At 49.2% G+C, this 13066-nt stretch carries 15 protein-coding genes and 1 tRNA gene; 4 read left to right on the top strand and 12 right to left on the bottom strand.

Annotated elements, in window-relative coordinates:
* Nucleotides 1-263: 263 nt before the first annotated feature.
* The 3 genes from ACEW9I_RS19685 to bioF all read right to left on the bottom strand — a co-directional run bounded on the left by ACEW9I_RS19685 (nt 264) and on the right by bioF (nt 4509).
* Nucleotides 264-770 carry a hypothetical protein gene (locus ACEW9I_RS19685; protein ID WP_373542029.1) on the bottom strand — a complete coding sequence of 169 codons (507 nt, stop codon included), beginning with the start codon at nt 768-770 and terminating at the stop codon, nt 264-266.
* Nucleotides 771-1111: 341 nt separating this feature from the next.
* Nucleotides 1112-2941, bottom strand: a complete 1830-nt coding sequence (locus tag ACEW9I_RS19680; RefSeq protein WP_373542028.1) for a chromosome segregation ATPase — start codon at nt 2939-2941, stop codon at nt 1112-1114.
* A 341-nt stretch (nt 2942-3282) separates the two neighbouring features.
* Nucleotides 3283-4509, bottom strand: coding sequence for an 8-amino-7-oxononanoate synthase (gene bioF, locus ACEW9I_RS19675; RefSeq protein ID WP_373542027.1), 1227 nt, complete (start codon nt 4507-4509; stop codon nt 3283-3285).
* A gap of 15 nt (nt 4510-4524) precedes the next feature.
* On the opposite strand from bioF, the gene psb28 reads away from it, so the two are divergent.
* The 3 genes from psb28 to ACEW9I_RS19660 are packed head-to-tail and all read left to right on the top strand — an operon-like array spanning nt 4525 to nt 5922.
* Nucleotides 4525-4866 carry a photosystem II reaction center protein Psb28 gene (psb28, locus tag ACEW9I_RS19670; protein WP_373542026.1) on the top strand — a complete coding sequence of 114 codons (342 nt, stop codon included), beginning with the start codon at nt 4525-4527 and terminating at the stop codon, nt 4864-4866.
* A gap of 7 nt (nt 4867-4873) precedes the next feature.
* On the top strand, nt 4874-5410 hold the full coding sequence (locus ACEW9I_RS19665; RefSeq protein WP_373542025.1) for a molybdenum cofactor biosynthesis protein B: 537 nt from the start codon (nt 4874-4876) through the stop codon (nt 5408-5410).
* Nucleotides 5407-5922 carry a hypothetical protein gene (locus tag ACEW9I_RS19660; protein ID WP_373542024.1) on the top strand — a complete coding sequence of 172 codons (516 nt, stop codon included), beginning with the start codon at nt 5407-5409 and terminating at the stop codon, nt 5920-5922. The genes ACEW9I_RS19665 and ACEW9I_RS19660 overlap by 4 nt, the downstream gene beginning before the upstream one ends.
* Nucleotides 5923-6196: 274 nt before the next feature.
* Here the strand turns inward: ACEW9I_RS19660 and ACEW9I_RS19655 are convergent, their stop codons facing one another.
* The 4 genes from ACEW9I_RS19655 to ACEW9I_RS19640 form a co-directional block, all read right to left on the bottom strand.
* Nucleotides 6197-7579 (bottom strand): AMP-binding protein, encoded by a 1383-nt coding sequence (locus ACEW9I_RS19655; RefSeq protein ID WP_373542023.1) that lies wholly within the window; start codon nt 7577-7579, stop codon nt 6197-6199.
* Nucleotides 7580-7694: 115 nt separating this feature from the next.
* On the bottom strand, nt 7695-8039 hold the full coding sequence (locus ACEW9I_RS19650; RefSeq protein WP_373542022.1) for an NAD(P)H-quinone oxidoreductase subunit M: 345 nt from the start codon (nt 8037-8039) through the stop codon (nt 7695-7697).
* A 281-nt stretch (nt 8040-8320) separates the two neighbouring features.
* Nucleotides 8321-8878: a thermonuclease family protein gene (locus ACEW9I_RS19645; protein ID WP_373542021.1), complete on the bottom strand. Its 558-nt coding sequence runs from the start codon at nt 8876-8878 to the stop codon at nt 8321-8323.
* A 3-nt stretch (nt 8879-8881) separates the two neighbouring features.
* Nucleotides 8882-9250 carry a 2Fe-2S iron-sulfur cluster-binding protein gene (locus ACEW9I_RS19640; protein ID WP_373542020.1) on the bottom strand — a complete coding sequence of 123 codons (369 nt, stop codon included), beginning with the start codon at nt 9248-9250 and terminating at the stop codon, nt 8882-8884.
* A gap of 153 nt (nt 9251-9403) precedes the next feature.
* Between ACEW9I_RS19640 and ACEW9I_RS19635 the strand changes: the two genes are divergently transcribed.
* Nucleotides 9404-9488, top strand: a tRNA-Ser gene (locus ACEW9I_RS19635).
* A gap of 96 nt (nt 9489-9584) precedes the next feature.
* On the opposite strand, the gene ACEW9I_RS19630 is transcribed toward ACEW9I_RS19635, so the two are convergent.
* From ACEW9I_RS19630 to ACEW9I_RS19610, 5 genes are all read right to left on the bottom strand, one after another.
* Nucleotides 9585-10289 (bottom strand): helix-hairpin-helix domain-containing protein, encoded by a 705-nt coding sequence (locus ACEW9I_RS19630; RefSeq protein ID WP_373542019.1) that lies wholly within the window; start codon nt 10287-10289, stop codon nt 9585-9587.
* 149 nt (nt 10290-10438) lie between these two features.
* On the bottom strand, nt 10439-10807 hold the full coding sequence (locus ACEW9I_RS19625) for an NINE protein (protein WP_373542018.1): 369 nt from the start codon (nt 10805-10807) through the stop codon (nt 10439-10441).
* A gap of 34 nt (nt 10808-10841) precedes the next feature.
* A complete protein-coding gene (locus ACEW9I_RS19620; protein WP_373542017.1) occupies nt 10842-11060 on the bottom strand; it encodes a hypothetical protein in 219 nt (72 codons plus the stop codon).
* Nucleotides 11061-11134: 74 nt separating this feature from the next.
* Nucleotides 11135-12535: a DUF4335 domain-containing protein gene (locus ACEW9I_RS19615; RefSeq protein WP_373542016.1), complete on the bottom strand. Its 1401-nt coding sequence runs from the start codon at nt 12533-12535 to the stop codon at nt 11135-11137.
* A gap of 201 nt (nt 12536-12736) precedes the next feature.
* Nucleotides 12737-13006, bottom strand: a complete 270-nt coding sequence (locus ACEW9I_RS19610; protein WP_373542015.1) for a YciI family protein — start codon at nt 13004-13006, stop codon at nt 12737-12739.
* Nucleotides 13007-13066: the final 60 nt, after the last annotated feature.

Here is a 13066-nt window from a genome sequence, read left to right as displayed (position 1 = left end):
CCTCTGGCTCAAACTCGCCGTTCTCATTTTGAAAAAATGGCACATCGGAAGCGCGCGACCTGAATCGCCAGCGTTTCGCAATCGCCGCCAAGCGATCGATTTTTGAATTCGCCAACAGTATCCGTATCTCGGCTCGACCCCAATAAACCCTCCAAGATTTAGCACCCTCAAACCCTTGAAATCTCGTCCTCTCTCTCTGTAACAGATAGACCTTAGTTCAATTGGTACAGCTTCATCCCCAGAGAAATTAATTGTTGAAATGGTTACTGTGAGAGAATTACAGGCTTAACGGCACTTTTGATACAGATGCTACTCAAACACCAATTCCGTCTCTGACTTTGTAAATGAGGTTGCTTGCGCGCGACATTTGCTGCTTGTATGTCTTCTGGCCAGCCTAATGACCTCAGTTCCGATGCCACAATCGGAGGAAACTGTTTTAGATTCCATAATACTTGCGCCCGCTTTGGAAAACGCGACTGCAACTGTCTGAAGTTATTTGGATCGTTATGCTTGCTCAAGAATTTTGCAATGGCAGCCTCATAATCGGATCTTCGTACGCCTGACAAAAAAAAGAAACGACCTGCATTCTCGACTTGACCACATTCGAGTAAAGCGCGACCAAACAACTCAAAGTAATCAACATCGTAGCCAGTACCATAACAACTTCCAGCTAGCAGTCGGAGTGCGGCTACTGACGATCCACAATCAATCAATACCCGTGCCCGTTCGCGCTTGACTGCACTGATAAAGCCACTGCGATGATACCCCATTCATTTAACTTTTTCAACTCAACTGCATTTAGTTGCTTTACTAAATCAGTTATTCCTTCTTCATTATTGCTGACTTTTATGGCTTTGCCTATTGGTCGAAAATAAATATCTAGTGTTGCTTTACTGACACCTATAGCGATCCTAACTGCTTTGTGAGATTTATCGATCGAGCTATTCTCTTCAGTGCGTTACGCTGCGCGATAACACACCCTACAATCTTCTTACAAATCAAATAGGACTGCTATATTTCCACCCAATGATGCGATCGAAAAACGAGGATCGATGGATCGCCCTAGTTCCCTCACCCTTTACCCTTTCCCCATATCATTAGAGATAACGCCCTAATTCGGCAGACTATTATCTGGGTCGGTTGGCAGCGGTTCGGTGGGCGGATTGAGCTGTTGTTGCCACTGTTGAACCAAAGCTTGGGCAGAGCTGTAGGCGGAGGTAGTATCGGGGATGACTCTGGCGATCGCGATCGCGCGGCGGAGATTGGTAGTGGCGGTACTTTGAGCCACTTCGAGCATTTGACCGCTCCAGTTGTCCATCGCCAACCGTGCCTGGTCGCGGAGATTGGAACTTCTCGGGATGCGGGCGGCGGCTTGGATGGCTCCGAGAAGTGCTTCGGGGGTGCCAGTTTCCGCTAGTTTTTGGGCGGCGGCGAGATTGCTAGCCGCTTGGAGTTGCGCTTGCCAATCGCGGACGCGTTCTTGGCTCTGAGCTGACATTGCCCGTCCGCGCCCAATTCTTTGGGCCATCGCGACCGCACCAGTGAGATCGCCACCACTAGCCATACTCTCGGCTTGTGCGAGGATCGGACTATCTTCCGCCCGTTGAATATCGGCTGTCCATTGTTGGATCTGCTGTTGAGCTTGGGGGTAGAGGGCGCGTCCTGGGCGAATCTGGTTCAGTTGGGCGATCGCGCTCTGGACTCCAGCGACGGTGCCGCTGGCGGAGAGGGTCTGAGCCATCCGTAGATAAGGTGTATCTTGGACTGTCTCGATCCGCTTGCGCCACTCGGTGACGACTTGAGCTGCTTCTTTGCCGCGCGGATTGCCCGTGGGGATGCGCTGTGCTTCAGTGATGGCGATTTGGAGATCTTTGACATTCCCCGTTGCTGCAACGCTCTGAGCGCGTTGGAGCGTAGCCAGATCCTGAATTTCGAGCTGCCATCCGGCGAGAGATTGTTGCGATCGCGCGTACATCGGACTAGCGGGCTGGATACTCTGCACTAGTGAGATGGCGGTTTCTAGCTCGGCAATACTACCGCTGACGGCATGAGACTGGGCTTGCGCTAGGCTGGTGAGATCCTGAAGTTCGGTTTTGATTGCGGCGGTTTCGGGCGTTTTGGCGGCAATGTCTAGCGCACCTTGCCAATCCTGGCGATCGAGCTTGACTTTTGCCAATCTGAGCATCTGGTTGGCGGCGGTACTGATGATAGTTTGCGCCTCTGTATGTGCGAAACTACTGGGAGCGATTTTGCTGGATATTTCGATCGCTTTGAGCAGATTTTTGATGGGAGTAGTCTTGACGAGTTGGCGCGCCTCATCGAGTTTGGCACTATCAGCTTTGGCAATTTGCACCAGATCGGCCAATTCTTGATATTTGGTTGTCGCCCAGTAGCGATTGTTGAGGCGAGTCAGTTTTACCGCTACTGCATAGGCATTTACCCACTTCGAGCTATTCAATAAGTCCCGCGTTTGACGATCGAGTTTGACGCCTTTATTCCAAGTTTCTTGCCATTGTGCCAGTCGTTTGGCGACAATTTTATACGCAGGGACATTGCTGGGGACATTTTTAGCCGCTTTGACTGCTTCATCATAGTTACCATCCTGATAGGTGGCTTCTGCCAACCGGAGAATTGTCAGCGACCAGCGTTGGATATTACTATCGACATAGCTCCGAGTCGGATCGTTGGGGGCGACATCTTTGACGAGATTGAGCGCGGCGACCAAATCTGGTAAGGTTTGCTTACTGGCGGCTAATTGTCCGCAATAGACGCGCAAGGATGCTGAAGACATCGGCACGAAGATGGCGGGGCAATTGGGTACGGCATTGGGATTGAGGATCAATCCCAATGCTAGATAAACTAGCCCCCCAGAGATACCAAGTGTGATAATTGCCCAGAACACCCAACTGCGGATGAATGACAATCGCAACCACTTGGGCATCTGATTCACTAATTGTTTAGTGACTTGGTTGGCCTGTTCAAAATCAAAGCGGGAGTTTGGTTTTGCCAAAACTTAAATTAGAGGGTAGAGGGAGTTAGGCTTTAGGCTTTAGGCTTTAGGCTTTAGGCTTTAGGCTTTAGGCTTTAGGCTTTATGGGGGAGTTTTGGGAAGGTTACTAGTTGAAAACAACTTAATTCTAGATAGTCGATCGAGTTGTTGACACTAGCCGATCTCGATGTGCTTTTTCAGGATGTCTAATCAGAACCGATCGAAAAATTGAGCGTAGTGAGGTAGTTAGCATCGGCACTTAGATTTCGATCCCCAACTGATTCATTGACATTTTAGCTTACTTTGGTTTCAGCAAAGGTTAAGCCGATCGCGGTGACCAATCGCGCTAATTGTGACGGCTGATGTGTTGCCATTAGCGATAGTCTAATTCTGCTAGTGGGGACGGTGGGCGGACGGATCGCGGGGGCAAAGATGCCTAGTTGTCTGAGTCGTTGGGAGATGGCGATCGCCGTTTGCGGATCTGGGAGTTCGATACAAATAATCGGCGATCCGGAGGGAATTAGGCGGAGATCTGGTAACTGCTGCGCGATCGCTTGTTTGAAATACGCTACATTTTCCCACAATTGGTGCCGCAGTTGGGGGGTGGTAGTCATTATCGCGATCGCCGCTGTCGCCGCAGCCGTATCGGCGGGGGATAGTCCTGTCGTATAGATCCAGCTCGCACAGCGATTCTGAAGCAACTGGATCAGGCTGCAACTCCCCGCAACATAGCCACCCAAACTACCGAGTGCTTTACTCAGCGTACCCATGACAACTAACGGTTGACCACCACAATTGTAATGTTCGACCACCCCCGCGCCAGTCTTGCCAAAAATCCCCGTAGCGTGAGCTTCATCTACCAGTAACATGGCACCATACTCGATCGCTAGCTCCACAATCGCTGGCAGCGGACAAATATCCCCATCCATACTAAATACCGTATCGGTGACGATCAGACAGCGACGGTAATCGGCGCGATGTAACTGTAGCTGCTGGCGGAGATCGTCCAGATCGCAGTGCTGATATTCGATCGTTTTCGCCCCACTCAATAACGCGCCATTCTTGAGACTAGAATGATTGAATCGATCGCTCAAGATCGTGTCCCTAGTGCCCACTAGAGCCGCGATCGTCCCCAAATTGGCGAGATAGCCCGAACTAAACACCAAGGCAGCCTCAGTGCCCTTCAAGCTAGCGATCGCCCGTTCGAGATCGTGATGGAGTTGCTTGTGTCCGCTCGTCAACCGCGAACCCGTCGTCCCCGTTCCAAATTGCTGCGTCGCCGCCATCGCCGCGCGGATGACGCGCTCGTCACCAGCCAAACCGAGATAGTCATTGCTCCCAAAGTTGAGCAACACCCGATCGTCAATAACTACCTCAGTCCCAGGTAAACTCGCGATAACTTGGGGAGAGCGGTACCAATTTGCCTGTCGAATCGTCTCCAGCGATCGATCGATCCAAGCATAGGGATTTAAATGGTTCAATTTTGGAACTCTCGATCGATTAATATATGAAAATAACATTATCTCAGTTTATTCATGGCAGAAATCCAATTTTCGAGAGGCATCACCGAACCTGTAGTTCCCGATGTGCGGCTCACCAAATCTCGCACTGGCGAACAGGGTAAAGCTACGTTTTATTTTGACCATCCAGCGATCCTCGGCAATGATGTCAATGAAGATGTGACTGGACTATACATGCTTGACGACGAAGGCGAGATCGTGACCAAGGAAGTCAAAGCCAAGTTTGTCAATGGCAAACCCGCAGCATTGGAAGCCATCTACATTATGAACTCCACTGCTGAGTGGGATCGTTTCATGCGATTTATGGAACGCTACTCGGAAGCAAATGGACTCGGATTTAGTAAAGCTGAAGAATAAATAACTCATGCTCGAAAGTGCGCGTAACGTCTCTACTGGAGTCTCGCTCCAGCCGCATCCAGATCTGCTCCAGATGGCGATCGATTGCGCGGTGATCACCGTTAGCGATACCCGCACACCGAGTAGCGATCGTAGTGGCGAGTTAATTCAGCAATTATTGCTCGCGGCTGGGCATACTATTGGTAGATATCAAATTATCCCCGACGAGCCGACCCAGATTTGGGCGGAACTCGATACTACTCTGGCGATCCAGCCGCCAATTAGCGCGATCGTCTTCAACGGTGGTACGGGAATCTCACCCCGCGATCGCACCTATGATGCCCTCTCCAGCGTCCTCACCAAAACTTTACCTGGATTTGGCGAGCTGTTTCGATGGTTGAGCTACCAAGAGATCGGCTCCCGCGCGATCTCCTCGCGCGCCCTGGCGGGAACTTACCACCACTTACTAGTCTTCTCGCTCCCTGGCTCGCGCGGCGCAGTGCAATTAGGCATGGAAAAACTCATCCTCCCCGAACTCATCCATCTCACTACCCAAGCACGATGAAACCTGCCAAGCTTGACACAACCACCACTAGTTCCTTAGAACGGCTCAGCGCGGGCTTTTTCTGGATATTAGTAAGTGGGACGCTGGCTGCCAAAGTACTATTGCTAGTCGATAACGATCTGGAAATCACTGCTAAATTTAGCGACAAAAATTTGCAGATAAATATCCAGCCAATCCGTAAATATGCGATCCTGATAAATAATTTTGTCGATCGCCAATTTAGTCCAATTTCTACACTAATTCAGCAGCAATCTAGTCAGTTAATAAGACAAGCTGGTAATATCCTGGCGACTCGAAAAGATTGGTGCCTTCCGGTTTCACGTTTACCAACGATCTCAATCAAAAGCAAAAGATCGCAACCGATCTTCTTGGATAATCATACTCCCGATCGATTGGTTATCATCCCTGACGAGCAACAACTATCGTCAGCCACAACTCCGTTGCGCCCCACTCCAACTGCAAGTTCCCAACCTGCCAAAGATTGGTGTGTTACGACAGGTACGAAGCCTTAAACAGTTGACAGTTGACAGTTGACAATTGACAGCGAAGTAGTGGGACGACCAGACTAAAAATGTGGGTAAAGCGATCGCTCAAAATATTACTAATTGTATTTTTCAGAGAGCCAGTAGGGTGGGCACTGCCCACCATCTAGGGTTCGATCGATCTCAATCTAATCAATATTTGTACCTAACTACTCATTTATGAGATAGAAATTGTCTGAAATCTAAATGGTGGGCAGTGCCCACGTTACTAAATCCCCATCCTAAAAACCTCGCTGTCAACTGTTTAAATACCTGTTATTCCCATTGCTCTCAATGCCTGAAGTGATACTTTATCCACCGAATTGCGCGGAATCCGATCGACACAGATCCAGCGTTTAGGCAGCTTATAATTGCTAATCTTACCACCGATCGCATCTGCTAAACTTGCCACTGTCACCAGCGGATCTTGGGGCACATAGATCGCCGTCACCGCTTGTCCCCAATAGCGATCGCGCACGCCTATCACCCAGACATCTGCAACCAATCCAGTCGCCATAATTGCCGCCATCACCTCGATTGGAAAGACATTTTCGCCGCCTGTAATAATCTTGTCACTACTGCGACCCAAAATAGTTAAATAACCATCTTGTCGCTCTATCCCCACTCGCTGGTTACTAAATGTACCGAGATCGTCAGGCTCGAAATAAGTTAGTAAATCTAGGTTGGGAAAATAACCCAACATCAAAGATTTAGCCTCGATCCGGAGCGATGTTAAACCATCTTCAGATGACGGAATTAGATCGATTTTGGCATGAGGTAAAACTCGTCCACAACTGCAATTACCTGCTAAAAATTCGACAGGTTTGAGACTGGTAACTTGGGATGCAGTCTCAGTCATCCCATAAGTTAGAGCTAATGGTAGATAGGCAAGCCTTGCTCTGTTCAATAGCTCCAGACTCGGCGGTGCGCCACCGAGTAAAATCGTCTGGAAACGTGACAACCATTGGATATCTACATCCAATAATTTTGATAACTGAGTTGGCACCAGCGAGATAAAATACTGCGCTAGATCGATGGAGTACAGCAGTCGATTTGTAGGATCGGTAAGTTGATGAAAATCAATAATAAACAACTTACCATCAGTCAATAGCGATCGCCATAACTGCATCAAACCACTCACATGATACAGCGGTAACGTACAGACAGCATTAATCCGATCGAGTTCGTAAAATTCCTGAAATCCCCAGACAGAAGCACTTAGAGTCTCCCAGCTATGGATCGCAAATTGGATCGCTCCAGATGAGCCGCCAGTAGGAATCATCAGTCGGTGGTGATGCTGTGCGGATACCTGCGCGGTGAAGGTAGCGACTCGCTCCCACTCAGCGGTACCCCAGCGTGGATTGCACACAAAGATCGGTAGCCCCAACCGCGCTCCAGCCATCAAATCGCTAATGAATTCGATCGGGTCGAGCGTCGCGATCGCGATAAAATCAGGCAAGGATTGACGCAACTGTGCTAATTTCTGAGTGGCTCGGGCGATCGCCAAGTTGCCATCATGACTCACTAGCCAGCCAGCTTGCAACCGTCGATCGCACAAAGTATAAATCCACTCGCCAGTAACTGCGTCATCATCACGATCGATTATCCACCATCCACCATCCACCATCCACCATCCTGCGATCGACAAAAAATTACCCTCGACTACGTACTTACACGATTGCAGAAGAGGGAATAGGAGATATAAAGTTGAGTAAACGAGATATAGAGGTATCGAAAACGCAATAGCACAGTAATTAACTGAATTAATCAGTGTTTTTACTGACTACTTGGGGTAAACCCATGCTGTAATTTAACACTCTACTGTCGAGATTATAACCGATCTCGCCATTTTGGAGCAGCGATCTGACAAAATGCTCCAGATCCGACCCAATTCGACGTAAATTATACTCAGTCAGATCCGCACCACTAGAGGATTCAACTAATTCATCAAATTGCCCATAAACCTTCCGCAGTGCGTCTTCGCTCCAGACAAGCTCGTTATCAGGATCGACATCCAATGTCAAAGCTTGTTCGCTGGGGATCAATTCATTGTTCTTGATATCAGCGGTATAAATGTGGATATGACGGGTTGTTGATTTTAATAGCATCGTGGATGGTGGATGGTGGATGGTGGATGGCGATTCGTGATACGTAGGCTTTGCCGAGGGTTTAGCGACCCAAATCACGCGGAGGTTCCCTCCGCATGTGTTTGGGTCAAGACAGCGAATCAAGACAGTGGATGGTGGCTGAGCAATTCTAACTAGAGATGGTCGATCGCGTGTAACTTTATCTATTCTAGATCGGGATCGTCCCACGCAGGTTTTGTTTCATCCTCACCGCGTACCTTTTACCACCAATCCAAGAGCGAATCGCCGTCCACTATCAACTATCACCGCTCTTCTTTGCGAAATTCAGATGGACTCATCCGCATCGGCTGTTCGGGATTCCAGATCCCTGCACCCATAAGTCGCGCATACTGACTACCACGGATCAAGCGTTCGCGATACTTGACACCACTGAGAGTGTTTGTACCCGCTGTTGGCGTCCGCATAGTTGCCAACACCCAACCATCTTTGAGTAATTGCTCGTTGAGCAACCGACCGTCCTTCCACAAGTAGACAAACTTGCGCCCGTATTTATCGGTTGCTGTGTCCTCAAATTCGATGCTCACAGCCCCTTTGCCACCAACATCGATCAGTTCCTCCAATCGTTGCTTGGCTTGCTTTCCCCAGGGTTCTTGCGCCAGATCTGGAGCATCGATCCCGATCAATCTCCCTTGCTGAATGACTGGCGGTTGCTGAGACTTATCGATCCATTCTACCGATTGTCCGCTAGTGACGCGACTAATTTGGACGGTGGGATATTGAGGCGGTGATGCTTGACAGCCTACTATTAAAAGTAATCCCCATATTGACAACCATTGCCCCGATCTCAAGCTGCGAGTCATCGTTCAATCTTCGTCCAACGCAAGTCCATATTTTACCTGACCTTTACCAAAATATTGTCCGAACTGAAGCTGGTAGACTTCATCCTCGGATTGGGTTTCCACTACTAGATCGGAGCAAGCATAGCTGACACATAGTAGTGCATAACCCTGACTCTGTAACTGCGGGGAGAGTCCCATCGCCTCTGGTTGCTCTAAATTACCAGAGATGACGCGGACAGCACAAGCAGTACAAGCACCATTCCGACAGGAGAAGGGAAGTTCTAAACCGCGATCTTCGGCACTGTGGAGGATGTAGCGATCGCTGGGAACGGTGACTTGATGGTGTGTATCAGTCTGGCGATTGTAGATGTTGATGTGGTAATTGCGAGTCATGCTGCATAACTGGTGGCTGGCGTGGCGAGTGGGCTGGTCGGTAGATCGCTCCCGATCGCTCGATCCCGCCATGTACTATCTATTATCAGTTGACAGTTACTAAAAGTCTAGGGTATGCTAGTTAAGCGGTAAAATCTGCACATAGTTTGTGTTGGAGAAGTGGCCGAGTGGTCGATGGCGCAGCACTGGAAATGCTGTGTAGGGCAACTTACCGTGGGTTCGAATCCCACCTTCTCCGTCAGTAGTAACAAAGCTCCAGTCTCTTGGCAGGCTGGGGCTTTTTGATGCGAGATTACCTCTCGGCGCGGCTACGCCAACGCGTGTGGCAACTGGACTAAATCAGGTGCTTATAGCGATTGAGGGGGATGCCAGTGCGGCGTTTGACTTCCACTAGGGAGCGGTAGGCACCGTGCAATTGACGCTCGTTGCAGATCGTCGTAGCACTATCACGATCGAGTCCCAATTCGACTAGTTCGGACATTGGGAGGACATTTAAGCGTTGCCAATCGATCGGATCGGCAGATTTTTCATAATAGTTAAAAGCAATCATTGGTTCGATCGCGTGACAGGATTGCTCGGGGACATCTGCGAGTTCGGTTAGCTCTTCTAGATGCGTGAACATATACCCTTCAGCTTTGATTGATTCGATATTATTAGAATAGGCGATCGGCAGTCCCAAGATATGTACCAGATCGTCTTTAGAGCATTTATTAATATCGACTTTACCTCGGACACTAGCAATTAGTTGGGCGGTCTGGCGATCTGTTGGTAAGATCGTACCTCTGGGGGCCATTTTAATCAAATAAGGATTCTTGATCTGCATCGCGATCGCCAATTGAATCGGGACGGCTAGATATACCAGCCATGTCTGACCCGAAAGTGCTGCTAAGAGCGCGACCGCACTGACGCCACCACCAATTTTTAGCCATTGCTGTGTCTTGGTCAAGTAGCCAGCATAAGCAATAGTTAGACCGCCAAAGACTGGGAAAACCGACCACCAGATCCAGTCAGGGATTTGTTTTAAGGCTGCACTAGACATAAGTTGGATTGCTTCATAGATGGCGAACAGTTAGCAGGATCGGGGGTGAGATTTGACTTGGTTATTGGCTGAGAATTTGACGATCGCATCAGTTAATCAAAGAGCAGTGGTTAAAATCTCCACCCTGTCAACTGTCAACTGTCAACTGTTTAAATATCATCCAACATCTTACGGCGTTTGAGTTCATATTCTTCCGCAGTAATGATCCCATCTTCGTACAATTTTTTTAGCTCGTAGAGGGTCGAAGTTGCATCCTTGGTCGATCGACTAGGGGGTACGGCTGGGTAGTTCGATCGTTGTTCGAGCGAATAACTGTCGGTATTAAATGTCGCATCAAACTGGCGATCGGACATAAAACATAGTCCCAAAAATTCAAAAAAGGAGATGATACCAGGAATAAAAGTCCATGAAAAAATCAAGTACATTACACCTTGAAAATTTTGACCCAAATAAAACTTATGGATGCCAAAATACCCACCAAAAAAACAAATTAATAATGCCGCCGTTCTAGTTCGCATCAGTTGTTGGATCCTCGGATAAAATAGTCTCTAGCTATAAATCGCTGCGGTGCTTCGATTTTAGCCGCCTCATCAGGAAATAGATGCCGACAGTACCCAACTGTGCAGCGAGTAGGACTAGATAGACAGACAAATATTGGTTGAGATGGGCACTAGACACCGCAGCAAACAAGATCGTACCCAGCAGCGTGTAAGGGAATAACTGCCACGATCTCGATCGGACATCGTTGACTGGCGGGGTAAGTTTGTGCATATATCTATTTTGGTCAATCGCTGCTGGAGCTGTCAACCGCAGATCGACCAATATATCTCCAATTGGCGATCGCGTTATTTCGGTGTCACGAGAATTTTGCCGTCGGGTTGAAAGATGACTTGATATTGAGCGAGGGGTTCTTGGGAAATTGCCGCTTGAGAGTTGAATTTAGCAAGTTTGGGGAGGGGGGTTTTGGCTTCCGCTTCAGCCGCGCGGCGATCTGTCGGTTCGTAGTCGGCGATCTCGCCAGTTTTGGTAACAGCGACGCGGTAGGTGAGATTTTGAGGATCGAGCGGCTGGGTGCTAGTTGCCGATGCCTGGAGGGTGGTTTGAAGTTGTGTGGCGAGAGTTGTCTGCAATTGTGGTTCGGTGATGGCTTTCCCTAAACTTTTGATGCCCTGCAATTGTCCGATGGGGGCGATCTCGATGACTCCGGTGGGATTGAAGACGACGTTAAAATTGCCGATCGCTTGATTGGGATCGGTATTTTGGGTGGAGAGTTTGGTTAAAGGAGTCAAGCTAGACTGTGATCCAGTTGTGTTGCCTACAGGTAGATAGCTGACAATCTGCCCGTCCTGATTGACGTTGACTTGAAAATTAGCGGCTTGTTTCAGTTGGCTACGTTGGAGCCAATTTTGATTGAGATCGCGTTGCAGTTTGCGTTCGAGGAAGCCGATTTGGGTAGCTTCATTTATTCTACCTGTTTTGCTGGGGAGATTACTGGTCGGGGCTGGGGTGCTGCTGGCTGGCGTGGTGGTAGGGGTGGGTGTGACGACAGGTGCCGTTAGGGATTTGGGGGGTAATACTTGAGGTGCGGGGAGTGCATAACCGATCAGGCTAGCGACTACCAAGCTGGCAAGTCCCAAGCCAGCAGGAACAGCCTGTGCGGAGATCGGTTGAGCGATCGCTTTAGTGACTGGTTGGAGCGGAATCATGATATCCGGCAAAGTCCGTCGATCTGCGAGAAATTGATCGATCGCTTCGAGGAGATCGAACAGCTGAATTGTGGATAGATCGACTTGGGTGGACTGAGTGGCGTTGGTTGCACCTGCGGGGATGAGTGCGTCAGTTTTGGTACCGTGGGATGTGGCTGCGGATCGATCGTTAACGATCGAGCTGGCTGTCGTCCCAGGAGGTTGGGGGGTGTAGGTTTCGATTTTCGCCTGGAGGCGGTGGATATTGTCACGATCGCCTCTGACTAGCGATACCAAGCGATCGGCTGTCTGTGGCTGCGAGGGATGGGGGATACCACTCAAAAATTCTTGGGCATAGTCACTGACTGTGGTGACTAAACTAGTGAGAAAGTCGCGTCCGCCCAGTAGCGGCTGTGGGCTGCCCACAAAGTGAAACTCAGCATTGAATAAACTGGACATGAGGGGACGCGGATCGGGGATGCCAGTGGTGGATGTGCCATCACTCAACCCGTCCAAAATGAGGGTACAGTTTGGCAAACTATACTGACGGCGAATAGTCATGGTAATACTTGTTCCGTAAAATTAAATATCTGTAAGGCGATGAGATCGACTGAGTGCTGACTCTTGCTGTTGTGAGGATCTGAGTGATGCTCGGTGCTCATTTTACATAGTACCCAGTAGTGACCCCGATCGCGATCTAGTTATTTCGATCGAATTTCGCGCCAAATGTTCCCTCAAGTAGTGCGTCCCGATTTGTCAGGACTAGATGGCTTGAATCCACTCTTTGACTTGGTACTCCGTCCAGATGCCATGCTGCCAGTAGGGATCGGCTTCGATGAGATTGCAGACTTGCTGCCTGTCGCTAGCTTCATAGATCCCGAAAACTTGGGTGAGATCTTGCGTCGGACCGATCGTCACGAGGACCCCAGCGGCTTTTTGCTGTGCTAGTCCTGCTAAGTGAGCATCCCGATAGGGCGATCGTTTGGTGATGACATCCTCACAATAACTACCCCATAACACGTATTTGGTCATAACTATTCATAGATCGATCGCTGCTAATTATAACCTGTTGGCAATCGCTGCTTGAAGGGC

The organism is Chamaesiphon sp., assembly GCF_041738855.1.
GTDB lineage: Bacteria > Cyanobacteriota > Cyanobacteriia > Cyanobacteriales > Chamaesiphonaceae > Chamaesiphon.
The sequence above is the reverse complement of the archived record's forward strand: the minus strand, read 5'-3'. Positions and strand labels throughout refer to the sequence as shown.